The following is a 22,431-nucleotide window of genomic DNA, read 5'->3' on the forward strand; positions in this document are numbered from 1 at the left end:
CCCGCATCGAGGCCGTCCGCGCCCTTGCCGCCCATGACACAGCTCGCGCCTTCACGCAGCGCACCGCTCATTGCGGTCGCGGGGCTGTCGGCACGCATGCTCGCCCAGTCCGCGCATCGAGCGGGGCTGCGGGCAGCCGCGCTCGACATCTTCGGCGATCGCGATACCCGCGCGGCCTCGGCGCTGTGGTTCGACGTCGCGGGCGACGGGCTCGCGATCGATCCCGATCGCCTCGTCGATGCGCTGCGCCGCATCGCCCGGCTGCCTCGCGTGGCAGGCTGGATTGCGGGCAGCGGGACCGAACCTTTCGTCGACGAACTCGCAGGGCTTGCGGGACTGCCCGCGCTCATCGGTAACGGTCCCGAGGCGCGCCGCGCCGTGCGCGAGCCACGGCGGTTTTTCGCGCTGCTCGACTCGCTCGGCGTGCCGCACCCGGCCGTCTCATTCGAGCGCCCCGATGGGCCCGCCGCCGACTGGCTCGTCAAACGGGCCGACGGCTGCGGCGGCACACATATCGTCCCTGCCGGAGCAGCAGGCGCCGTTGCGTCGCCGGCCAGCTACTTTCAGCGCAGGACGCGAGGCAAACCCTGCTCGGCGCTGTTCGTCGCCGCGCACGGCACGGCCTCGGTGCTCGGATTTGCCGAAGAATTGAACGCCTCTATCGACGGATTGCCGTTCGTGCATACGGGCGCCATCGGGCCAATCGAGTTGCCGCCCCGTCTCGGCGCCCAGCTGCGCGAGGCCATCGGCGAAATCTGCCGGCACACGGGCCTCGTCGGCATCAACAGCTGCGATTTTCTGCTCGACGACGATGGGTTCTCGCTGCTCGAAATCAATGCGCGGCCGTCGGCGACGATGTCGCTGTACGAAGCCGTCTGGGGGCAATACTGGCCCCTGGGCTTGCTGGAGTGCCACCTCGCGGCCTGCATGCGTGGGCGGCTGCCATCCGTACCGCCCGGCCCCGCCGGGCAGTGCGCGGGTCAGCAGGTCTTGTTCGCCCCCTACGCATTCAACGCATCGCAAACACTGAGCGATGCCTGTCTCGCCGACCCCGGTTGCCGCGATATCCCCATGCCCGGTACGCATATCGCAGCCGGGCAGCCGCTTTGCACGGTCGTCGCCCGCGCGCCGACGCGCCAGGCCGTCATGCATGCGCTCGACCAGGCGCACGCACGCGTTCTCGACCGAATCGACCTACCTTCCCGCGAGTTCCACCATGTCCTCACCGCATCCCAAGCCTGAGCGCGAAGCCCCCCTCAGCGTCAACGCGCTCAGCGAGCGCCATGTCGCAGCGCTGCTCGACAACGCCGGACAACTTGGCGTCGCGCTGACGCGGACCGACGCCGGTACCGTACTCGCCGACGCGGGCGTACATGCGCCGGGGGGCATCGAGGCCGGGCTGCTCGTCGCACGCATCTGCATGGGCGGGCTCGGCACGGTCGGCCTGCGGGCCAGCTTCGACGCGGCCCCGCTTTGGCCCACGTCGATCGAAGTCCATACGTCCTCGCCCGTGCTGGCCTGCCTGGCCAGCCAGTATGCGGGCTGGAGCCTCGCGGCCACGAAAGAGCAGACGGGCGGCAAGAAATTCTTCTCGCTCGGCTCCGGTCCCGCACGCGCGCTGGCGGGCAAGGAGCCGCTGTTCGGCGAGCTCGGCTACCGCGACGCGCACACGCGCGGCGCGCTCGTACTCGAAGTCGATCGTCTGCCGCCGCAAATCATCATCGACAAAGTGCTCGGCGACTGCGGCCTCGCTCCCGATGCGCTGACGATCGTCGTCACGCCGACGCACTCGTTGGCCGGCACCGTGCAGGTCGTGGCCCGTGTCGTCGAAGTCGCGCTGCACAAAACACATGTGCTCGGCGTGGCGCTCGACGAAGTCGTGGAGGGCTCGGGCTGCGCGCCGCTGCCGCCCCCCTCGCCCGATGGCATCGAGGCCATGGGCCGCACCAACGACGCCATTCTGTACGGCGGCCGCGTGCATCTGACGGTGCGCCACGACGCAGCGGCGAAAAAGCTCGCCGTCGAGTTGCCCAGTGCGAACTCGCGCGATTACGGGCGACCGTTCGCCGAGATATTCACGTCGTTCAACTACGATTTTTATCAGATCGATCCCGCGCTGTTCGCACCGGCGGAAGTGTGGGTCAGCAGTCTGGAAAGCGGCGCGACCTGGCACGGGGGCGGGGTCAACGCCTCGCTCTTGCATCAACAGTGGAACGGCGCCGTCGATGACAGCCTCCCGGATCGAACATGAGCTCACTCGATCCCTCTTTGCACGCAATGCGCGGCACGCCTGCGGCAACGGGCCTGCGCATCGCGATCATGACCGACGAGACGGGTTGGCACACCGGCCGGCTCAAGAAAGCCTTCCGCGCGCGCGGCGTCGAGGCCCGCTGCGTCGATCTCGCCGATTGCCGCATCGATACGACCTGGCAGCCGCACGGCCTCGCGATACCGGGGTTCGGACACGGCCTGCCCGACGCGGTCTTCGTACGCGGGATCGCGGGCGGCACGTTCGAGCAGGTGACGCTGCGGCTCGGCGTCCTGCACGCGCTGCGCGAGTTGGGCGTGCCGGTCTACAACGATGCGCGCGCGATCGAGCGCAGCGTCGACAAATCGATGACGAGCTTTTTGCTGCATCGCCACGGCGTGCCGACACCGCCGACATGGGCGAGCGAGTCGACCGCTTTCGCGCAGCGTCTTCTGATGCGGGAAACCGCCGCGGGGCGCGCGCTCGTCCTCAAGCCGTTGTTCGGCTCGCAAGGGCAAGGACTGCAGCGGCTCGGCCCCGTGCGCGGCCTACGGTCGGCCGCGCGCAAGACGAGCGGCACGTCGGCCGCGGGTGCCACGTTGCCGCGGCTCGCGCCGTATCGGAACGTCGCCTATCTTCAGCGGTATGTGGAAGGCGGCAGCCCCGGTTTCGATTGGCGGGTGCTCGTGATCGGTTCGCGCGCCGTGGCGGCAATGCGCCGCGTGGGCGGCAACGGCTGGATTCACAACTTCGCGCAAGGTGCCCGCTGCGAGCCGGCCGAGCTCGACGAGGCACTCGTCAGGACCGCGGTAAGCGCAAGCGCGGCACTGGGGCTCGATTACGGCGGCGTCGATCTGATGCCGAATCCCGACGACCCGAACCGCCCGCTCGTGCTCGAAGTCAATGGCGTCGCGGCCTGGCGCGGGCTGCAATCGGTCACGTCCGTCGATATCGCCGGGGCGCTCGCCGACGATCTGCTCGAACGCAAGCTCGGCCTGACACAAGGCGCGGCGGCCGCCGATGGCTCGCGCGTGATCGATCTGCCCAAACGCCATGCGTGAACAGGCGCCCCGCCGCACGGCTCCTCTGGCCGCGCCCGATGCGTTTTTGGCGGCCTGCCGGCTCGATGTCGAGGTCGCCAAACCGGGCAACGTCAGCGAGCAAAGCGCAGGACACGGCATGGTGGCCGCGCAGTTCATCTCGAGCGCACGCGCGGCGGTCGCGCCGCTTTTCACACCCGGCGCGCCCGTGGGCACCCGCCTGATCGAAGCCGTCCGCGTTACGCGCGCGGCCGTCGACTGCAATACGAATCTGGGTATCGTGCTGCTCGTCGCACCGCTGGCCGCGGCGCTCGACGGCTTCGATGCTCCGCCCGACGCGCGCGATTGGCACTCAGCCACGCAGCGCGTGCTTCAGACACTCGATATCGACGATGCCCGCGCCGCGTTTCGAGCCATCGCCCTCGCCAATCCGGGGGGGCTCGGCGACGCACCCGAGCAATCGGTCCATGCGCCGCCCACCGTCGGGCTGCGCGCGGCGATGGCGCTCGCGGCCGGGCGCGACAGCATTGCGCGCCAGTATGCCGACGGCTTCGCCGACGTCTTTGCCTGCTGCGCGGCAATTGCGCCGCAGGTTCGCGAAGGACAACTCGAAACCGCCACGCTGGAAGCCTTTTTTTCGTTCCTCGGCGGCTGGCCCGATTCGCACATTATGCGCAAGCACGGCGCTGCGCTGGCGCAGAGTGTCACGGACACGGCGCGCGAGGTGCATGCGCGGTGGCGCGATCTCGTGACGAGTCGCGCGCCGCTCGCGGCCGGGACCGTGCTGGCCCGGTGGGACGCCGAACTGAAGGCGCGCGGACTGAACCCCGGTACGAGCGCGGACCTGACGGTCGCGACGCTGTTCGTCGCCCTCGCCGCCGCGCACGCCTGAGCCGCTCGTCGTGCCCGCGCCGTTCTCGCACGCAGCTACTGGCATGAAACCTGTTAGGTACAGCCACCGTGCATCGGTAGTCCACCGCGCGCCCAGCATGCGCCCTCGCGTGAACGGCGCGCCGCACGTATCGCCTGAGGGCGCCAATCAGAAAGTTGATGTCCATCCATCGGAGGAACAGCATGGCCAAAATTAATCGCGTCCTGGTAGGGGAATCGCTCGTCGGGGACGGCAACGAGGTCGCGCATATCGACTTAATCATGGGGCCGCGCGGCTCCGCCGCCGAAACCGCGTTTTGCACCGCACTGACGAACAACAAGGACGGTTTCACCTCGCTTTTGGCCGTCGTCGCGCCGAACCTCGCCACGAAGCCGAACACGGTGTTGTTCAATAAAGTCACGATCAAGGGCGCCAAGCAGGCCGTGCAGATGTTCGGGCCGGCTCAGCACGCGGTCGCGATGGCGGTGGCCGATTCGGTCGAAGACGGCACGATTCCGAAGGATGAAGCGGACGACATCTTCATCTGCGTCGGGGTCTTCATTCACTGGGAAGCCAACGACGACCAGAAAATCCACGACTACAACTACCAGGCGACCCGCGAGTCCATCCAGCGCGCCGTGGCGGGCACGCCGAGCGCGGCGACCGTCGTCGAGCAAAAGGGCAAGGTCCATCACCCGTTCTCGCCGAGCTGAAACGCTGAGCAACCCTGCCGCGCGAGGCGTTCGGCCGCGCGCGGCAGCGTCGTCGACGCCACACGCGAATGGGCGTATCGTTGACTTGCCCCACCCCGGGACGATCGAATCAGAGGCGACCAACATGTTCAACAGTGCTCGCATGATGCTTGCCTGCGGCGCGCTTGCGTCGGCGTTCGCCGGCCAGGCATGGGCGGCCGGTGACGGCGCCCCGGCCGCCGCGGGCGCGGCTCGCGCAGGCTACGACTATCCCACGCAAGGTCGCGTCGAATATGTGCTGACGTGCCTCGACGAGAACGGCCACGATTTCGCGAACGTTTACAAGTGCTCCTGCGTCATCGACAAGATGGCGGCAGTCCTACCCTACGATGAATTCGTGGGCCAGCAGACGTTTGCCCGCTATGCCACGCTCGGCGGAGAGGGCGGAGCGGAATTCCGCGTCGACCATGCCAAGGACGAATCGAAGTCTTTTCGGACATTGAAAACGAACGCCTATCGGGCTTGCGGTCTGACGGGTCCCCTCACGGCCAAGAAATAGGCGGCGCGCGCAACCGGGCTGGCCGCATGGATGCGCGCCCGTCAGCGGCGGTGGCACCGGGTCGGCGGTTCGTCTAATTCGGCTGGCTCGGAACCAGGCCGGCGCCGAGCGACGCCCAGGTGAACGCGGCGTTGCCCTCGGCGGGGCGTCGGCGCTCGATGATCACTCCCACGGCCTTCACGTCGTCGAACTTCGCCGGCTTGGCGATGGCCACCCGAACCCAATACGCGCCGAAGTCGCGGATCAGGCACAGCGCCACCTTCTCGGCCAAGGCCTCGAGCAGCTTTACGCCGTGCGTCGCCAGCAGTTCGTGAAGCGCCGCGCGCACGGCCGCGTAATTGATCGTGTCTTCTATGCGATCGGTCACACAGGCCTTCAGCGAGGGGACGCCGATCGTCAGATTCATGCGTACGGCTTGTGGCAAGTGCAACTCGCTGGTATCGATGCCAATCACCGTCTCGCCGACGAAGTCTTCGATGAAAACGATATCAAGCGCGGGGGCCGCCTGCCGTTCGGACGGCATGCCGGCTTGCTGGCCTGCTGGCAAAGCGGTGGAACTCAAACGGGTGGCATCGATTCGATCCATGGTGCGCTCCGCCGCGCGACGGCAAATGACTAGACGAAAGAGGGACAGCAAGCGCTCGCGCATAACAAGCTGTACCGGCTTTGCGACAACGGCGCGCCATTCGGGGCGCCGCAACCGCATCCACTCAGTAAAGCAAGAAGCACGCTAGGGGATACCCACATAATGCGACTTCTTGTTGAACGCACGCGCCATCGAGGGTAAAGTTTTTCGAGTGCTGGAATGCTTATTCCAGCTTATGAGCCGTCGCGCACCCGGGCATCAGAATCCGCGGCGCAAAGGGGACAACGTTAAATGAGAGCGGCACTTACGAAAGCGGCTGGAAACGCCGCGCGAGGTGTGCGCCGTGGAGACAACCCCATGTCATTGCCCGCTGACAGCAGCTCGCACGTTCGTGAAGTGCTGAATGTCGTCAACCACCACCTGCCGTCCCGGCCGATGAGCGAGCCCGTCGCTCAATCGTGGGCTCGCTGCGTCAACGAGTTCAAGCTGGATCCGGGCCGCTTCGTCACGCCTCCGGTGCTGACCGATTACGAGCTCGCCGCGCGCCGCGAGGCCGTCGGTGATTTGATCGCGTGCGCCAAACTCGAGATGACGACGCTCTATCAGCAACTGGCGGATCCGGAGCTCGCCGTCGTCCTCGTCGATGCCGATGGCGTCATCGTGCATCAGGTGTCCTCGGTCCCATTCGCCGAAGCTGTCGCCGCCGACGGGTTCAGAATCGGCGCCCTCTGGAGCGAGCGCGAGGCCGGGACCAACGGGATGGGGACCTGCATTGCCGAGCGCGACTGTATCGCCGTGTGCCAGCACGAACACTTCTATACCCGCTATACGTCGCTCACTTGCACGGCCGCCCCGATCTTCGACGATCGCGGGGAAATAGCCGGCGTGCTCGATGTGACGAGCCGCTCGAAGCTCTTGCAGCAGCATTCGCTCGTACTGGTCGGCATGTCGCGCCAGATGATCGAAAACCGGCTGCTGAGCGCGCGTTTTCGTCATGTGAACATGATTCAGTTTCATAGCCGGCCGGAATTCGTCGGAACGCTGCATGGGGGCAAGCTTGCCGTCGACGACGAGGGCACCGTCCTCGCCGCCAATCGCAGCGCGGCGTTTCAGCTGGGCTGCCGCTCGCTCGACGAGTTGCGCGGCAAGCGCATCGACGAAGCGTTCAACGCGTCGCTCGAAGATATGATCGCGCGCAGCATCCGCGGCTCGTTTCATCCGATCACCGTCTACAGCGCAAGCGGCACGAATCGCTTTTTCCTCGTCGCGCAAACGCCTCAAACGACGCTCGCACGCGCAACGAGCATCGTCTCTGCGGAACCGGCCGCTCGCCGTCCGGTGCGCGATGCGGGCCCGGCGCCGAGCCGGCTGGACAAGATCTCGCATCTCGAATTCGGCGACCCGCGCATGGCCTCGCAGATCCAGCTCGCCGCACGCGTGATCCAGCGCAAGATTCCGATTGTCGTGCGCGGGCAGACCGGCACCGGCAAGGAAGTCTTTGCGCAAGCGCTCCATAGCATCAGCCCGCTCGCCAATGGGCCCTTCGTGCCAGTGAACTGCGCGTCGCTGCCCGAGAATCTGATCGAGAGCGAGCTTTTCGGCTATCGTGCCGGCGCGTTTACCGGCGCGCAGCGCGAAGGGCGCCGAGGCAAGATCGTGCAAGCCAACGGCGGCACGCTGTTTCTCGATGAAATCGGCGACATGCCGCTCGCGTTGCAGGCGCGTTTGCTGCGAGTCATCGAAGAGCACGAGGTGACGCCGCTCGGTGCCGAAACGACGGTGAAGGTCGAATTCCAGCTGATCAGCGCGAGCCACCGCAATTTGCTCGAGCTCGTGCAAAGCGGCCAATTCCGCGAAGACCTCTACTATCGGCTCAAAGGCATCGAGATCAACCTGCCGTCGCTGGCCGAACGGGCCGACAAGCTGGCGCTGATCCATCACCTGCTCGAATCCGAAACCGACGACCCGCCGGAGCTGACGGCCGAGGCACAGCGTGCGCTGCTCGGCTATGGCTGGCCTGGCAATATCCGGCAATTGCGTCACGTGTTGCAAATGGCCATTGCGCTATCGGACGGTCAGGCGATCCAGTGCGCGCATCTGCCGGCGGAGGTTCTGCAAGGCCAGGCGGCGAGCGTACCGCCGGCTGCGCCCGTGGCGCCGGCCTCGCGTGCGCCCGAGGCACCCGGGTTGCCCCATCTTGCCGAGGATGCCGATATCTCGTCGCTCAACGCGATCCAGATCAAGGAGCGCGAAACGGTGCTTTCGATGCTCGACGAGCATCGCTGGAACGTCAGCAATGTGGCGAAGGCGCTCGGCATCAGCCGCAATACGCTCTATCGCAAGATGCACCGCCTTCACATTCGCCTGTCGCACGACGGCGCCCCGATTCCACTCGACGCATGACCCAAACGAGCGTCCGTCACCTCACTCAATTCAAACCGGATGCCCGATTCGCGTGGTGCGTGACCGGCTCGGGCCACATGCTCGTAGAATCGCTCGCGCTTGCGCTGCAGTTGCCGCGCACCGATCTGTTCCTGTCGCGGGCTGCCGAGGAAGTGCTGCCGCTTTACGGTTGGCCGCTCGAACGCCTGCGCGAACACTTTCGCGTGCTGCGCGACAACAGCGCGAGCGGCGTGCCCGTCGGCATGCTTTATCACGGCATGTACCATACGGTGATCATCGCGCCGGCCACGAGCAATACCGTCGCCAAATGCGCATTCGGCATCTCCGATACGCTACCCACCAACATGTACGCGCAAGCCGGCAAACAGTGCATTTCGAGCATCGTCTATGCGTGCGATACGGAGCCGACCGTCGTCACGCAAAGCCCTGACGAATGGGTCGAACTGCGACCGCGTGCGATCGAGCTGGAAAACGTCGAGCGCTTGAAGCGCTTCGAGTACACGACGCTCGTCACTTCACCCGACGAATTGAGAACGGCACTCGACGGCCGGCTCGCCGCGCTCGATCTCGCATGGACCACATCCTCTTCCTGACCGGCCGTCTCGCCGAGCCCAGCTTGCGGCGCGTGCTGGACGGCATGGCACCCGCGCCTTTCACCTGGGAGGTGCGCGAGCTCGGGCTACAGGTCGCCGCGCTCATGACGGCCGACATGATCCGGCGGCGACTCCCCTCGCCTGTCGCTGCTGCACGTGTGATCGTGCCGGGCCGCTGCCGCGGCGATCTGCAGGCGCTGTCGGAACACTATGGCATTCCGGTGGAGCGCGGCCCCGAAGAAGTCAAAGACCTGCCCCAGTTTTTTGGACGCGAGGCGCGGCCCGTCGACCTGTCGCGCTACGACACGGAAATCTTTGCGGAAATCGTCGATGCGCCGCGGCTCGACATCGACGGTATCGTCGCTCGGGCACGCGAGTATGCAGCGCAAGGCGCCGATGTGATCGATGTCGGCTGCCTGCCCGAAACCGCGTTTCCTCACCTGGAAGAGGCGGTACTTGCGTTGAAACGCCAAGGGTTTCGCGTCAGCGTCGATTCGATGCGTACCGAGGAGCTCTTGCGCGGGGGGCGCGCGGGCGCCGATTATCTGATGAGCTTGAACGTCGATACGCTATGGGTTGCCGATGAGGTCGCGTCGACACCCATTCTCGTCGCGCGCGAACCCGGCGATCCCGCATCGCTCGATGCGGCCATCGATGCGATGCGCGCTCGCGGGCGCGCGTTCCTCGCGGATCCGATTCTCGATCCGATTCCGTTCGGACTCGCCGCATCGATCGCGCGTTACGTCGGCTTGCGCGAGCGTTATCCCGATGTCTCGATCATGATGGGCGTCGGCAATGTGACCGAGTTGACGGAGGCCGATACGAGCGGAATCAATGCGGTGTTGCTCGGCATGGCTGCCGAGCTGCATGTATCGGCGATCCTGACGACCTCGGTCAGCCGGCACGCGCGGCGGGCGGTGCGCGAAGCCGATGTCGCGCGGCGTGTCATGCATGCGGCGCGCGAGGCGCAGGTGTTGCCGAAGGGCCTGGGCGGCGAGCTGGCGACGGTTCACGAAAAGCATCCTTTTCCTTATGGCGCGGCCGAAATCGACGAGTTCGCGCGTGGTGTGCGCGATCCGAACTTCCGGGTGCAGGTGGCCGAGGACGGACTCCATGTTTATAACCGCGCCGGCCATTGGCGCGGTGTCGACCCGTTCGCGATTTATCCCGAACTCGATTTCGGTACGGATGCGGGGCACGCGTTCTACATGGGCGTGCAGCTTGCGCGTGCGGAGGTCGCGTGGCAGTTGGGCAAGCGCTTCAATCAGGACGAGGCGCTCGATTGGGGCTGCGCGGTGGACCGGGCCGAGGAGGATCTCGCCGCATGGTGCGCCCCGGGCGCGACGATGAAGAAGTGAGATTGCCGCCAAATCAGTCGCCACGGGATTCGCCACGATTTCCCTTCGTGCGTCGCATCCCTCTTGGTTTCGGGGGCTAGCCGGTGCTTGCGCCCGCCTGGCGCGCGCGCGGCATCGATGAAGTCGCCGCCTCTGTGACAAGCTCCGTCGAGGGCGTCGCCCGTGCGAACAACTCCTGAAGCAACGCGGGACCGATAGCAGCGCGATGCACCTTGGCCTCGGTATGGCCCCACGCGCGCATCGCTTCCTCCCAGTTGCGCCCGAGCTTCTTTTGTTTCGCCGTCTTCAAGTGAACTGCCGTAAAGGCGCCGAACTCCATCGCGGACAACGTCTGGCTCGCCACCGGCCTCGACGTATGCAAATGCACGAACCAAGGCGCAGCATGCTGACCATCGGAAAGCCGTTTAGGCTGGATAGCGATCTCGAACAATGTACCTGATTCGCCGGTATCGCCAGCGGACGGTAGCCGGACCGGCGCACCCACACTGGCGATTTCTTCGCTGCTCAACAGCCGGCTCAGGTGTTTCGCTCGGGGCAAGGGATCTTGCTTCAGTGCATCGGCTTCGAACGTCTTTATGTTTTGCTCGAGCAGCTTCAGCGCGTCCAGACGATCCGTCAGTTGTGCGATCCGCTCGTCGTCATCGCGCTCGCTCAGCGATGCTTGCACTTGACGCACACGGTCGCTTTCGCCGAACCAGTCTCGTGCCGACACTGTGAGGTAATCGACAACTTGCACGGCGTCGTAGCGGGCGTCGTTCAGCAGCTTCTCGGCCGTACTCGTGTCTTTACCCACTGTACGCGCAACCGCGATGACGTCCGCATCCAGTCGCTTCGCCGTCGCATGATCGACCGGGCAGCGTTTCAACAGTGCGTCGGCGTTCCGTTGCGCCGGCGTGCGCAGGTCAACGGGCGCGGCTGGCGGTGCCGGCGCGGTATCGGACGGAGCGGCCGCGCGCTTGCCCGGCTTGCGGCGCTTGGGCTTCAGCCTCGAGGATGCCGCGGGGGCCGGCGATGCACCTACCGGCGCCGTGAGCATGGCGTTTCGCGGGGCGCTGCTCGAAGGGACGGTTTCGCATAAATCCAGCACGCACGCCTTGTACGCAGCGACCACGTCAGCCGTGTCGAGCATAGCGCGCCAGATTTCGCCAGCGTCATTCTGTTCGATACCGGCATCGTCCATTTCGATACTGGCGGCGACATCGAGACACAGCTTCAACCCGACCCGATCGTATTGATCGACGAATTCCTCGAGCAACGCCTTGTGCCTGTTCAGCGCTTCCGGGGGCACGCCGCCGCCGCGGGGTGCGCCCAACACCGCATCACAGACTGCCTCGTTCAACGCCGTAAAGGCTGCACTGACTTCGTCGCCCCGATAGCGCGAGGCCTCCCTCAGTTCATCCACACGCGAGGCGACGTCTGTCAGTCCTCGCTCTTCGGCCAACTGCGCCAATCGTTCGCTGTGGATGGCGATGAGCACGCCGCGCACGGACTGCGTCGCGCTCGCGCACAATGACTGTTGAGAGACGGCGACCGGCAGCGAGCTTTTGAGCTTTTCCCTGAGTTTTCTCGGCGCCTCCGGGGCTCTCGTGCGTTGCACCATGTCGTCCATCGCCGCACGATACAGGCGCAGTTCATTCAATATCCCGACCCATTCGCCGAGATCCTGTTTCTCGCCGCGCCACGCAACCCGCAAGACGGCCGAAACCGCGGGGTCCGTCTGCAACCCCAGGTCCTGCTGCCACCTCGCGTCCAGCATGGCTTCGCGGCCCGCGAAGCCCGACGCCGCCGCCGCCGACAACATCATCCACAGCACGTTCTCATGTTCGACGGCCTCTGCCGCGCTCACCCTGCTTTGTATTCTCAAAGCAGAGAGCGCGCGGAGCCCTTCGCGGGCGGATTCCATGACGGTGCGCGCAACCTTCACCTTCTGCTCGGGGCTGAGCCTGCGCCTTGGATCCACATCCGCTTCATCCCCATGCTCCGCGACAAGCATCTGCTTCCAGGCCCGGCCGCGGTCCAACGCGCGATTCAGGACATCGCCCGGATCGGCAGTTGCAGACGTCGTGCTGGACCGAGGCAACATGGCGTTGCGCGGCGGCCCGCCCCGCGGTTCGACGGGTGGCCGGGAGCTCGACGCTCGGGGAGCTAGCGCCGCGAACTGCGCGGACTGTGAGGCCGGGTGCGCACTCGCCGGCGGGCTTGCCCCTTCGGCCGCGCCCGTCGGGGCAGGCGCACAATCCGTTGCCGAATGGGTCGGCCCGACCGATTTTCCAATGCCGCCTTCGCTGACGCGTCCGCCCGTCATGATATTCCTTCGATGCTGTCCGTCGCGCTGCCCGGGCGGAAGACACCACCCTCATGAAAAAATGTGGGGGGACATCTCAGACTCGGTGCGCCTCGAAACAGCGCACTATGTCAATGTGCACTGCGCGACACGACGATCAACGGCGAAAGAATGACGCCTTACGCGAAAGCGGCCCGACGGACGATAAGGCAGCCCACGAGGCAATAACACCCCGTAGGGCTGCCGCCGCGGCAGTCCCACGCGTCCGGGCCGCCCGACGCCGGACACGCAAGACTTGACGCCGCGGCAAGCAGTCAGTGATAGCGCTTGGCCATTGCATCGAGCGGCAGCGGTTTGATGCGCGCCGCCTGCCCCGCGCAGCCGAACGCTTCGAAACGCTGGACGCAAATGTCCTTCGCCGCCGCCGTCGCCGCCTTCAGCGCGGCGCGCGGATCGAACTCGGAGCGCGACTGCGCAAACGACCTGCGCATCGCGCCCGTCATCGCCAGCCGAATGTCCGTATCGATGTTGACCTTGCGCACACCATGCGCGATGCCTCGGCGAATCTCCTCGACGGGCACGCCGAACGTCGCCGGAATCTCGCCACCGTAGTCGCGGATCGTTTGAAGCCACTCCTGCGGCACCGACGACGAGCCGTGCATCACGAGATGCGTGTTCGGAATGCGCGCGTGAATTTCGGCGATCCGATCGATCGCGAGAATGTCGCCCGTCGGCTCGCGCGTGAACTTGTAGGCACCGTGCGAGGTGCCAATGGCTATCGCCAGCGCATCGACGCCCGTCGCCTCGACGAACGCGCGCGCCTCCTCGGGATCGGTCAGCAATTCATCGCGCGAGAGCTTGCCCTCGGCGCCCACGCCATCCTCCTCGCCCGCCTGCCCCGTTTCCAACGAACCGAGGCAGCCCAGTTCGCCCTCCACCGAGACGCCCACCGCATGCGCCGCATCGACCACCCGCCGGCTCACGTCGACGTTGTACGTGTACTGCGCAGGCGTTTTCTGATCCGGCATGAGCGAGCCGTCCATCATCACCGAAGTGAAGCCGGAGCGGATCGCCTGCTGGCAAACCGACGGGCTCGCGCCATGATCCTGATGCAGCACGACCGGAATGTCAGGATGCGCCTCCACAGCAGCCAACACGAGATGTCGCAAATAAGCCTCGCCCGCATATTTGCGCGCGCCGGCCGACGCCTGCAGGATGACCGGGCTCGCCGTCGCCTCCGCGGCTTGCATGATCGCGTGGATCTGCTCCATGTTGTTGACGTTGAACGCCGGCACGCCGTAGCCGTGCTCGGCCGCGTGATCGAGCAATTGGCGCAATGCGATGAATGCCATGATCGGGCTCCTTCCCAAAGTTAAGAATCGATCGAAACCGTCAGCAGCTAGCGCCACGCGCGTGCGACGCGGCACGACATGCCGCGTCGACAACCGCTTGCGTCGTCAAATTGAAATGCGCGAAAAGATCGGCCGCCGGCGCGGACTCGCCGAAGCTGTCGATACCGACCGTCTCCCCGTCGAGCCCGACGTACTGACGCCAGAACGCCGTGACGCCCGCTTCCACCGCGACGCGCGGTACCTCGCGCGGCAGCACGCTATCGCGGTACGACGCGGGCTGCCTGTCGAACACTGTGGTGGACGGCATCGATACGACGCGCGCGGCAATGCCTTGCGCCGCGAGCGGCTCGATGGCCGCCAGCGCAAGCGCCACTTCGGAGCCCGTCGCAATCAGCACCACACGTCGGCTCGCCTGCCGCGCCTGGCCGGCTCCCGGCCCGGCTTCGGCGTCGCCGGTGCCCGCCCCTTCGAGCCAGTCGCGCAATACGTAACCGCCTCGCTCGATGTCGTTGATCCTGGCCTCGGTCCTCGTCACGAACGGGAGCGTCTGGCGGCTCAACAACAGACACGACGGTCCTTGCCGCTCGATCGAAGCCACCCACGCCTGTGCCGTTTCCACGGTGTCGCAGGGCCGCCACACGTCGAGTCCGGGAATGAGTCGCAGGCTTGCCGCGTGCTCGACGGATTGATGCGTCGGTCCGTCCTCGCCCAGACCGATCGAATCGTGCGTGAAAACGAAGATCGAGCGCGTCTTCATCAACGCGGCCATGCGCAAGGCGTTGCGCGCGTAATCCGAGAACGTGAGGAACGTGCCGCCGAACGGCAGATACCCGCGATGCAGTGCGATGCCGTTCATGACCGCACTCATGCCGAACTCCCGCACACCGAAGTGCAGATAGTTTCCGCCGCGCAGGCCGCCGTCGTCGGCTCCGATCTCGACCGCGGCCGCCCAGTCGGTCAGATTCGAGCCCGTCAGGTCGGCGGAGCCGCCGAGCAACTCCGGCAACGCGGCAGCCAGCGCGCCGATGGCAAGCTGAGACGCTTTGCGTGTCGCCACGGATTGCGCGGCGTCGTTGGCCGTGCGCACCATCATCCGCGCCGCCGCGGCCCAGCTTTGCGGCAATGCACCGCTCGCGCGCCGCTCGAACTCCACGGCTTCGCGCGGGAACTCCCGGCGATAGGCGGCAAACCGCTGCGTCCATTGCGCTTCGGCCTGGGCGCCGCGCATCGTCGCATCCCATGACGAACGGACCTCGTCCGGCACGACGAACGGCGCGTGCGGCCAATTCAGCGCCGCACGCATAGCGGCAATCTCCGCCGCGCCCAGCGGCGCGCCGTGGACCTCGTGCGTGCCGGCCTTGGTCGGCGAGCCGCGCCCGATCACCGTCTTGCAACCGATCAACGTCGGACGTCCCGCGCCGCGCGCTTCGACAATCGCGCGATCGACCGCATCGACATCGTGCCCGTCGACATCGCGCACGACGTGCCATCCGTACGCGGCGAATCGCGCCGGTGTATCGTCGGCGAACCAGCCGTCGACATGCCCGTCGATCGAAATGCCGTTATCGTCATAGAGGACGATCAGCTTGTCGAGCCTCAGCGTACCCGCGAGCGAGCACGCCTCGTGCGATAGGCCTTCCATCAGGCACCCGTCGCCGACGAACGCATAGGTATAGTGATCGACGATGCGATGCCCGGGCCGATTGAACTCGCGCGCGAGCAGCGCCTCGGCGAGCGCCATCCCGACGGCGTTCGCGAGACCCTGCCCGAGCGGGCCCGTCGTCGTTTCCACGCCCGGCGTCACGCCCACCTCCGGATGTCCCGGCGTCTTGCTGTGCAGTTGCCTGAAGCGCCGCAGCTCGTCGACCGGCAACGCATAGCCGGTCAAATGCAGCAGCGCATAGAGCAACATCGAGCCGTGGCCGTTGGAGAGCACGAAGCGATCGCGATCGGGCCACGACGGATTGCGCGGGTTGTGCTTCAGATGACGGTCCCAAAGCGCGACTGCGATTTCGGCCATGCCGAGCGGCATGCCCGGGTGGCCGGAGTTGGCTTGCTGGACCGCATCGATTGCGAGCATGCGCAAGGCGTTCGCCATTAGCGCAGTGGCGTTGCCTTCAGCGGGTTGAGCTTGGGCTGCAGCGTTCATGATCGGTCGTCCCTCCTGGCATCAGGCGCGCGCGCGGCGATCCATCAATTGCAGAATCATCGGCGTGAAGATGAGCTGCATTGCAAGCCCCATCTTGCCGCCCGGTACCACGATCACGTTCGGACGCGACATGAACGAGTCGTGCAGCATCGTGAGCAAATATTGGAAGTCGATTCCCTTGGGCCGCGCGAACCGGATCACGACGAAGCTCTCGTCGGGCTGCGGAATCTCGCGCGCGGTGAACGGGTTGGAGGTGTCGACAGTCGGCACGCGCTGGAAGTTGACGTGCGTGCGCGAGAACTGCGGGCAGATGTAGTTCACGTAATCGGGCATGCGGCGAAGGATCGTGTCGACCACCGCTTCATGCGAATAGCCGCGCATCGTCTGGTCGCGATGCAGCTTCTGAATCCACTCGAGGTTGATGATCGGCACGACGCCCACGAGCAGATCCGCATGACGCGCGATGTCGACTGTCCCCGTCACGGCCGCGCCATGCAGCCCTTCGTAAAAGAGCAGATCGCTCCCAGGATCCACGTCCTCCCACGGCGTAAACGTGCCCGCCGGCTGCTGGTAAACAGCCGATTCCTTCTCGTCGTGCACGTAATGCCGAAACCGTCCAGTGCCGTCGCCGGCATAGCTCGAAAAAAGCGCCTCGAGTTCTTCGAGCAGATTCGCCTCGGGGCCGAAATGGCTGAAATTCATGACACCGTCGCGCTCGCGCTGCTGCATCGCATCGCGCATACCGGCACGATCGTAGCGATGAAACGCATCGCCTTCGACGACTTGCGCGTTGATGCGTTCGCGTCGAAAGATATGCGTAAAGCTCTTCATGACGGTTGTCGTACCGGCGCCGCTCGAGCCGGTCACGGCAATGATCGGGTGCTTGACGGACATGCGTGTCTCCGGGAAGTCGTTCTGAATCTGGCTGCAAGCGCGTAACCCGCGGCAAAAACGCCGCGAAAACGCATCAAGCCGGCGTCTCAGGCAAAAAAAGCGAACGCGGCTGAAAAAGCGGAGACGTATAGGGCTTGTCCTCACCGCGATCGAACTCGCGGTGATAGCGGCCGATGCGCTCGACTTCGTTGCGCGAGCCCAGAATCACGGGCACACGCTCGTGCAGCGCGCGCGGCTTCACGTCGAGAATGCGCTCGCGTCCGGTGATCGCCGAACCGCCCGCCTGCTCGATGAGAAAGCTCATCGGGTTGGCCTCGTAGAGCAATCTGAGGCGCCCCGCGACGCCGGGGGTCTTGAAGTCGCGCGGATACATGAAGACCCCGCCGCGCATCAGGATCCGATGGACCTCCGCGACCATCGACGCGATCCAGCGCATGTTGAAATCGCGCTCGCGGCAGCCGGTGCGCCCGTCCTTGCATTCCTGGACGTACCTGCGCACCGGGTCCTCCCAGAACCGCTCGTTCGACGCGTTGATCGCGAATTCGCTCGTCTCGTCGGGAATGCGAATGTCCGAATGCGTGAGCACGAAATTGCCGACATCGCGCTCGAGCGTGAAGCCGTGCGTCCCGTTGCCAACCGAGAGGACGAGCATCGTCGAGGGTCCGTAGATCGCATAGCCGGCCGCGACCTGTTCGTGGCCCGGGCGCAGGAATCCGGTCTCGCCGCTTTGCCCGTCCTTGCAACGCAGGACCGAGAAGATCGAACCCACGACGCCGTTGATATCGATGTTCGACGATCCATCGAGCGGATCGAACGCGAGCAGATACTCGCCACGCGGGTATTCGGATGGGATCGCATAGACTGTCTCCATTTCCTCCGAGACCATCGCCGCGAGCAGACCGTCCCACTCGCAATGCTGGACAAAGATCTCGTTGGTGGCGATATCGAGCTTCTTCTGCTCTTCGCCGTGCGTATTGACCGACTGTGCGGATCCGTAATTGCCGCCGAGCGCGCCGCGCGTGAGCGCCGACGAAATCGTCTTGATCGCCGCGGCGACATCGATCAGCAAGGCCGAGAGCCCAGCGGCCGCCACGGGCGACGGCTGCCGATCGAGCGTGTCGATCAGGAACTTCGAAAGGGTCGTACGTCCGTCCTGCATGGCGCTCTCCTTGACATCGTTTCTAAATCGGGCCGGGCGGCGACGTACCCGCATGGGGCTGGTGCGAGACGCCATTGAGCAGCGAGCCTGCGACGCTTTCGTCGAAGACGCGGCTCGCGCGGATGTCCTCGCTCGTGATGCGCATGAGCGCTGCCGTATCGATCGGCGCGCCGCCCGCAATCGCGCGTGCGAACAAACGCCGGGCCTGGCGCAGCCGCGCGCGGTCGAGCGCGTTGCGCACCGAGCGCGCATTGGCGAAATTCGGCTGGCGCGTGCGGCGCGCGATGTACTCGGCGAACGCTTCGCGTGAATCGGCATCGAACGCGTAATGCATGCCGTCGAGCATGCGCTCGGCGATCTGGACCAGCTCGCCTTGCTCGTAGTCCGGGAATTCGATGTGATGGGCGATGCGCGAGCGGAATCCCGGGTTGCTCTGAAAGAACGTCTCCATGCGCGACGTGTAGCCGGCCAGGATCACGACGAGATCGTCGCGCTGGTTTTCCATCGTCTGCAACAGAATCTCGATGGCCTCCTGACCGTAGTCGCGCTCGTTCTCCGGGCGATAGAGGTAGTACGCCTCGTCGATGAACAGCACGCCGCCCATTGCCCGCTTGAGGACATCGCGCGTTTTGGGCGCGGTATGTCCGATGTATTGACCGACGAGATCGTCGCGCGTCACCGAGACGAGATGGTTGCGACGGATATAGCCGAGCCGATGCAACACCTCGGCCATGCGCAGCGCGACTGTCGTCTTGCCGGTGCCGGGGTTGCCCGAAAAACACATGTGCAGCGTGGGCGCGCCGCTCGCGAGATCGAGTTGCGAGCGGGCCCGCTCGACGATGAGCAGCGCCGCGATTTCGCGAATGCGCGTCTTGACCGGAAGCAGGCCGACGAGATCGCGATCGAGCTCGTCGAGCACCGCCGCAATGCCGGAATCGCGATAAAGACCGGCAAGATCGACGCTTTGGGCGCAGTCCATCGTCAGCCCTTCGCACCGTAGCGCTGACCCTCGGGCGCATTGCTCGCGTAGCTCGTCATGCTGTAGCGCTGAATGCGGCTGCGATCATCGGTCCGTGTCAGACGGAAGCCCGGCTCAACGGCGGGGCGGTTCACGATGAACGACATCCGCATCGTCTCGAAGCTGCGCGTCGAATCGAAGGCGTTCACCTTGATGTAGCGATCGGGATAGGTGGTGCGGCAGGCGCGCACTTCCTGCATGACGCCGGCGGCGTCGCGCAGATCGAACATCGGCAGACCCCACATTTCCCAGTACGTGTTGCGAGGATGAGGGTCGTCGGTGAACTCGACCGAGCAGGCCCAGCCCTGGCTGAGGGCATAGTCGATCTGCAGGCCGATCTCCTCGTCGGTCAGATCGGGCAGGAAGGAAAACGTCCCTTGCGTGATTCGCATGACAAAACCTCTCGTTGGTTCGCGGTGATTTCGCGTGGGTTGATCGCGCTCAAGCCACGCTCGGCGTGACCGCATAGTCCGGCGTATCGGTCGATGCGTAGTTGAACGTCACGTCCTTCCACGTATCGAGTGCCTGTTTGAGCGGCGTGCAAAAGCGCGCCGCCGCCTCCAGGATGTCGGGCCCCTCGTTGGCAATGTCGCGCCCTTCGTTGCGCGCCTTCACCATCGCTTCGAGGGCCACCCGATTCGCCGTGGCCCCGGCCTGGATACCGGCCGGATGCCCGATCGTGCCGCCGCCGAACTGCAAAATGGCGTCGTCGCCGAACAGGTCGAGCAGCTGATGCATCTGCCCTGCATGAATCCCGCCAGATGCCACCGGCATCACTTTGCGCAAGCCCGCCCAGGGTTGATCGAAGAAAAGGCCGCGTGACAGGTCCACTTCGTTGCGCGCCTCTCGACACACGTTGTAATACCCCTGTACCGAAAGCGGATCGCCTTCGAGCTTGCCGACGGCGGTGCCCGCATGGGCATGATCGACACCGGCCATGCGCAGCCACTTGGCAATCACGCGAAACGAAATGCCGTGATTGCGTTGCCGCGTATAGGTGCCGTGGCCGGCGCGGTGAAGATGCAGGATCATGTCGTTGCGCCGTGCCCATTTCGACATCGATTGAATCGCGGTCCAGCCGATCACGAGGTCGATCATGACGATGCAAGACCCGAGTTCCTTCGCGAATTCGGCCCGCTCGTACATGTCTTCCATGGTGCCGGCCGTCACGTTCAGGTAATGGCCCTTCACTTCGCCGGTCTCGGCCTGCGCCCGATGGACGGCTTCCATCGCGAAGAGGAAACGGTCGCGCCAGTGCATGAAGGCCTGCGAGTTGATGTTCTCGTCGTCCTTCAGGAAGTCGAGCCCACCCCTGAGGCCTTCATAGACGACACGCCCATAGTTCTTGCCGGACAGGCCGAGCTTCGGCTTCACGGTTGCGCCCAACAACGGCCGCCCGTATTTGTCGAGCCGCTCGCGCTCCACGACGATGCCCGTGGGCGGGCCCTGAAACGTCTTCAGGTAAGCCACCGGGATGCGCATGTCTTCGAGACGCAGCGCCTTGAGCGGCTTGAAGCCGAACACGTTGCCGATGATCGAAGCCGTGAGATTCGCCACGGAGCCTTCCTCGAACAGATCGAGCTCGTAAGCGATATAGGCGAAGTACTGCGGATCGCCCTGGCTCGTTCCGGGCACAGGCTCGATCCGATACGCCTTCGCTCGGTACATGTCGCACGCGGTCAAGCGGTCGGTCCACACCACGGTCCAGGTCGCCGTCGACGATTCGCCGGCCACGGCGGCCGCAGCTTCCTCGGGCTCCACGCCCGCTTGCGGCGTGATTCGAAACATCGCGATGACATCGGTATCCTTCGGCGTGTAGTCCGGCTGCCAGTAGCCCATTTCGCGGTACTTCATCACGCCGGCGGCATATCGCTCGCGCGGAGTGCGTGCCGGCTCGACGGCTGCCTTGCTGAAATCGTTCATGACGTGTCCTCGAATTTGACTCGGCGCGCTTTGCAGCGAGTGGCCAAGCGCTTGAGTTGCACTCTAGGGGAGCACGCATGCGTTGGGAAATCACGATTTCATTCGTGAGCATTAAGCGATGCGTTATCGATTGCGGATGACGAAGCGCGATTGCGTGATATGCGTCGATCGGTTGGTCCCGCACTGTCCCGTTTCGGAACGGGCTGTAACAGGCGATGTTCCAATCGGCCACGCCTGAAACACTTTGCTGCGTTTTCGTCACACCGCGGGGCTCACGCTAAACCGTGCAAACCTGCCCATCGCCTGTCATACTGGTTGCACGCACGTCGTACGAGTTGAAGGCACCGCACCCTGTGCGCAGGTCCATGCGGCTTCGCGCCTCGGCACGAAGCTTGCGTGACCGACGCTCGCCGCTCGACTCCCGGCAACCTGCCGGGCCCGCCGGCGGCACTTCCCAATGACCGAATGGAGGGACTTTCGATGCAATGGACGACACCTAGCTACTCCGACATGCGTTTCGGCTTCGAAATCACGATGTACATCGCGAATCGTTAAGACCAAGCGCGGGCCGCGTCATGCGGCCCCTTCGCCGGAGCCCGCTGTCCCTTCGTAAAACCCGGCCGGCCGATCGGCACGGTGCACCGTGATGACCTCCGCCATGATCTTCGAGACGATCGTTACCACTGCGGCGCCCGACGGCCGGCCCCACATTGCCCCGATGGGGGTGCGCTACGAGGACGGCTTCGCTGTTCTTTCCCCATTTCGGCCGTCCGCCACGCTCGATAACATCGTCGCCACGCGTGCGGCCGTTCTGAACTTCACCACCGATGTCCGCGTCTTCGCCGGCTGCGTCACGCATTGCGCGACGGATTGGCCGACGATCGCGGCCACGCGCGTCGCGACCGTGCGCCTTGCCGAATCGCTCGCGCACACGGAATTCGAGCTCGAACGCATCGAGGACGACGCTCAGCGCCCCGTGCTGCGCATGAAACCCGTGCACCAGGAGCAGCACGAGCCCTTCGCGGGCTTCAATCGCGCGCAGGCGGCCGTCATCGAAGGCGCCGTGCTGGTGAGCCGCTTGTTCATGTTGCCTGCCGACAAGGTCGATCGCGAAATGGCCTACCTGCAGATCGCCATCGACAAAACCGCCGGCGAGCGCGAGCGCACCGCCTGGAGCTGGCTCGTCGCGGCCATCGCGCGCCATCGCGCCACCGCAACCGTGGGCGCAGCCCCCGCTACGGTCGATACACCGCTGGGCGGGCGCGCCCATCATTGACATCCCCACTCACCCTGGAGAGTTTG

20 protein-coding genes are annotated in these 22,431 nt (G+C 65.3%); 11 read left to right on the top strand and 9 right to left on the bottom strand.

Features of this window, described 5'->3' with window-relative positions; genetic code table 11:
• Positions 1-33: 33 nt before the first annotated feature.
• From VGL01_RS00370 to VGL01_RS00395, 6 genes are all read left to right on the top strand, one after another.
• A complete protein-coding gene (locus tag VGL01_RS00370; RefSeq protein ID WP_331565941.1) occupies positions 34-1,242 on the top strand; it encodes an ATP-grasp domain-containing protein in 1,209 nt (402 codons plus the stop codon).
• Positions 1,217-2,251: a methenyltetrahydromethanopterin cyclohydrolase gene (gene mch / locus VGL01_RS00375; protein ID WP_331565943.1), complete on the top strand. Its 1,035-nt coding sequence runs from the start codon at positions 1,217-1,219 to the stop codon at positions 2,249-2,251. The genes VGL01_RS00370 and mch overlap by 26 nt, the downstream gene beginning before the upstream one ends.
• On the top strand, positions 2,248-3,309 hold the full coding sequence (locus tag VGL01_RS00380; protein WP_331565945.1) for a RimK family alpha-L-glutamate ligase: 1,062 nt from the start codon (positions 2,248-2,250) through the stop codon (positions 3,307-3,309). Before mch ends, VGL01_RS00380 begins: the two co-directional genes overlap by 4 nt.
• Positions 3,302-4,180, top strand: coding sequence for a triphosphoribosyl-dephospho-CoA synthase (locus VGL01_RS00385; protein WP_331565947.1), 879 nt, complete (start codon positions 3,302-3,304; stop codon positions 4,178-4,180). Before VGL01_RS00380 ends, VGL01_RS00385 begins: the two co-directional genes overlap by 8 nt.
• Positions 4,181-4,362: 182 nt before the next feature.
• Positions 4,363-4,872: a formaldehyde-activating enzyme gene (gene fae, locus VGL01_RS00390; RefSeq protein ID WP_331565949.1), complete on the top strand. Its 510-nt coding sequence runs from the start codon at positions 4,363-4,365 to the stop codon at positions 4,870-4,872.
• 124 nt (positions 4,873-4,996) lie between these two features.
• Complete coding sequence (locus VGL01_RS00395) at positions 4,997-5,410, top strand: hypothetical protein (RefSeq protein WP_414720132.1); 414 nt, start codon at positions 4,997-4,999, stop codon at positions 5,408-5,410.
• A 73-nt stretch (positions 5,411-5,483) separates the two neighbouring features.
• On the opposite strand, the gene VGL01_RS00400 is transcribed toward VGL01_RS00395, so the two are convergent.
• The gene (locus VGL01_RS00400; protein ID WP_331565951.1) at positions 5,484-5,996 is read right to left on the bottom strand and encodes a dihydroneopterin aldolase; all 513 of its coding nucleotides are present in this window, start codon (positions 5,994-5,996) and stop codon (positions 5,484-5,486) included.
• A gap of 357 nt (positions 5,997-6,353) precedes the next feature.
• Between VGL01_RS00400 and VGL01_RS00405 the strand changes: the two genes are divergently transcribed.
• The 3 genes from VGL01_RS00405 to VGL01_RS00415 are packed head-to-tail and all read left to right on the top strand — an operon-like array spanning position 6,354 to position 10,350.
• The gene (locus tag VGL01_RS00405) at positions 6,354-8,399 is read left to right on the top strand and encodes a sigma-54-dependent Fis family transcriptional regulator (RefSeq protein WP_331565953.1); all 2,046 of its coding nucleotides are present in this window, start codon (positions 6,354-6,356) and stop codon (positions 8,397-8,399) included.
• Positions 8,396-8,992 carry a flavoprotein gene (locus tag VGL01_RS00410; protein WP_331565955.1) on the top strand — a complete coding sequence of 199 codons (597 nt, stop codon included), beginning with the start codon at positions 8,396-8,398 and terminating at the stop codon, positions 8,990-8,992. The genes VGL01_RS00405 and VGL01_RS00410 overlap by 4 nt, the downstream gene beginning before the upstream one ends.
• Positions 8,971-10,350, top strand: coding sequence for a DUF6513 domain-containing protein (locus VGL01_RS00415; RefSeq protein WP_331565957.1), 1,380 nt, complete (start codon positions 8,971-8,973; stop codon positions 10,348-10,350). The genes VGL01_RS00410 and VGL01_RS00415 overlap by 22 nt, the downstream gene beginning before the upstream one ends.
• A 76-nt stretch (positions 10,351-10,426) precedes the next feature.
• Here the strand turns inward: VGL01_RS00415 and VGL01_RS00420 are convergent, their stop codons facing one another.
• From VGL01_RS00420 to VGL01_RS00455, 8 genes are all read right to left on the bottom strand, one after another.
• Positions 10,427-12,196, bottom strand: coding sequence for a type III effector protein hlk1 (locus VGL01_RS00420; RefSeq protein WP_331565959.1), 1,770 nt, complete (start codon positions 12,194-12,196; stop codon positions 10,427-10,429).
• A 752-nt stretch (positions 12,197-12,948) separates the two neighbouring features.
• Positions 12,949-13,986, bottom strand: a complete 1,038-nt coding sequence (gene fba / locus VGL01_RS00425) for a class II fructose-bisphosphate aldolase (RefSeq protein ID WP_331565961.1) — start codon at positions 13,984-13,986, stop codon at positions 12,949-12,951.
• A 40-nt stretch (positions 13,987-14,026) separates the two neighbouring features.
• A complete protein-coding gene (gene tkt / locus VGL01_RS00430; RefSeq protein WP_331565963.1) occupies positions 14,027-16,135 on the bottom strand; it encodes a transketolase in 2,109 nt (702 codons plus the stop codon).
• A gap of 21 nt (positions 16,136-16,156) precedes the next feature.
• Complete coding sequence (locus VGL01_RS00435; protein ID WP_331565965.1) at positions 16,157-17,029, bottom strand: phosphoribulokinase; 873 nt, start codon at positions 17,027-17,029, stop codon at positions 16,157-16,159.
• Positions 17,030-17,102: 73 nt separating this feature from the next.
• A complete protein-coding gene (locus VGL01_RS00440; protein ID WP_331565967.1) occupies positions 17,103-18,188 on the bottom strand; it encodes a class 1 fructose-bisphosphatase in 1,086 nt (361 codons plus the stop codon).
• A gap of 22 nt (positions 18,189-18,210) precedes the next feature.
• Positions 18,211-19,167 carry a CbbX protein gene (gene cbbX / locus VGL01_RS00445; protein ID WP_331565969.1) on the bottom strand — a complete coding sequence of 319 codons (957 nt, stop codon included), beginning with the start codon at positions 19,165-19,167 and terminating at the stop codon, positions 18,211-18,213.
• 2 nt (positions 19,168-19,169) lie between these two features.
• Positions 19,170-19,598: a ribulose bisphosphate carboxylase small subunit gene (locus VGL01_RS00450; RefSeq protein WP_331565971.1), complete on the bottom strand. Its 429-nt coding sequence runs from the start codon at positions 19,596-19,598 to the stop codon at positions 19,170-19,172.
• Positions 19,599-19,647: 49 nt separating this feature from the next.
• On the bottom strand, positions 19,648-21,129 hold the full coding sequence (locus tag VGL01_RS00455) for a form I ribulose bisphosphate carboxylase large subunit (RefSeq protein WP_331565973.1): 1,482 nt from the start codon (positions 21,127-21,129) through the stop codon (positions 19,648-19,650).
• Positions 21,130-21,609: 480 nt separating this feature from the next.
• Between VGL01_RS00455 and pqqA the strand changes: the two genes are divergently transcribed.
• On the top strand, positions 21,610-21,684 hold the full coding sequence (gene pqqA, locus VGL01_RS00460; RefSeq protein ID WP_331566094.1) for a pyrroloquinoline quinone precursor peptide PqqA: 75 nt from the start codon (positions 21,610-21,612) through the stop codon (positions 21,682-21,684).
• A gap of 103 nt (positions 21,685-21,787) precedes the next feature.
• Positions 21,788-22,405, top strand: a complete 618-nt coding sequence (locus VGL01_RS00465; RefSeq protein ID WP_331566096.1) for a DUF447 domain-containing protein — start codon at positions 21,788-21,790, stop codon at positions 22,403-22,405.
• Positions 22,406-22,431: the final 26 nt, after the last annotated feature.

Source organism: Trinickia sp., from assembly GCF_036503415.1.
GTDB lineage: Bacteria > Pseudomonadota > Gammaproteobacteria > Burkholderiales > Burkholderiaceae > Trinickia.

What these genes read in the sequence shown, in the direction of transcription:
- VGL01_RS00415 (WP_331565957.1), top strand. Translation starts at nt 8,971, where the DNA reads ATGGACCACATCCTCTTCCTGACCGGCCGTCTCGCCGAGCCCAGCTTG.
- VGL01_RS00440 (WP_331565967.1), bottom strand. Translation starts at nt 18,188, where the DNA reads ATGCAGGACGGACGTACGACCCTTTCGAAGTTCCTGATCGACACGCTC.
- VGL01_RS00395 (WP_414720132.1), top strand. Translation starts at nt 4,997, where the DNA reads ATGTTCAACAGTGCTCGCATGATGCTTGCCTGCGGCGCGCTTGCGTCG.
- VGL01_RS00370 (WP_331565941.1), top strand. Translation starts at nt 34, where the DNA reads ATGACACAGCTCGCGCCTTCACGCAGCGCACCGCTCATTGCGGTCGCG.
- VGL01_RS00385 (WP_331565947.1), top strand. Translation starts at nt 3,302, where the DNA reads ATGCGTGAACAGGCGCCCCGCCGCACGGCTCCTCTGGCCGCGCCCGAT.
- cbbX (WP_331565969.1), bottom strand. Translation starts at nt 19,167, where the DNA reads ATGGACTGCGCCCAAAGCGTCGATCTTGCCGGTCTTTATCGCGATTCC.
- VGL01_RS00410 (WP_331565955.1), top strand. Translation starts at nt 8,396, where the DNA reads ATGACCCAAACGAGCGTCCGTCACCTCACTCAATTCAAACCGGATGCC.
- VGL01_RS00380 (WP_331565945.1), top strand. Translation starts at nt 2,248, where the DNA reads ATGAGCTCACTCGATCCCTCTTTGCACGCAATGCGCGGCACGCCTGCG.
- VGL01_RS00405 (WP_331565953.1), top strand. Translation starts at nt 6,354, where the DNA reads ATGTCATTGCCCGCTGACAGCAGCTCGCACGTTCGTGAAGTGCTGAAT.
- fba (WP_331565961.1), bottom strand. Translation starts at nt 13,986, where the DNA reads ATGGCATTCATCGCATTGCGCCAATTGCTCGATCACGCGGCCGAGCAC.
- fae (WP_331565949.1), top strand. Translation starts at nt 4,363, where the DNA reads ATGGCCAAAATTAATCGCGTCCTGGTAGGGGAATCGCTCGTCGGGGAC.
- VGL01_RS00465 (WP_331566096.1), top strand. Translation starts at nt 21,788, where the DNA reads ATGATCTTCGAGACGATCGTTACCACTGCGGCGCCCGACGGCCGGCCC.
- VGL01_RS00450 (WP_331565971.1), bottom strand. Translation starts at nt 19,598, where the DNA reads ATGCGAATCACGCAAGGGACGTTTTCCTTCCTGCCCGATCTGACCGAC.
- tkt (WP_331565963.1), bottom strand. Translation starts at nt 16,135, where the DNA reads ATGAACGCTGCAGCCCAAGCTCAACCCGCTGAAGGCAACGCCACTGCG.
- VGL01_RS00435 (WP_331565965.1), bottom strand. Translation starts at nt 17,029, where the DNA reads ATGTCCGTCAAGCACCCGATCATTGCCGTGACCGGCTCGAGCGGCGCC.
- mch (WP_331565943.1), top strand. Translation starts at nt 1,217, where the DNA reads ATGTCCTCACCGCATCCCAAGCCTGAGCGCGAAGCCCCCCTCAGCGTC.
- VGL01_RS00455 (WP_331565973.1), bottom strand. Translation starts at nt 21,129, where the DNA reads ATGAACGATTTCAGCAAGGCAGCCGTCGAGCCGGCACGCACTCCGCGC.
- VGL01_RS00400 (WP_331565951.1), bottom strand. Translation starts at nt 5,996, where the DNA reads ATGGATCGAATCGATGCCACCCGTTTGAGTTCCACCGCTTTGCCAGCA.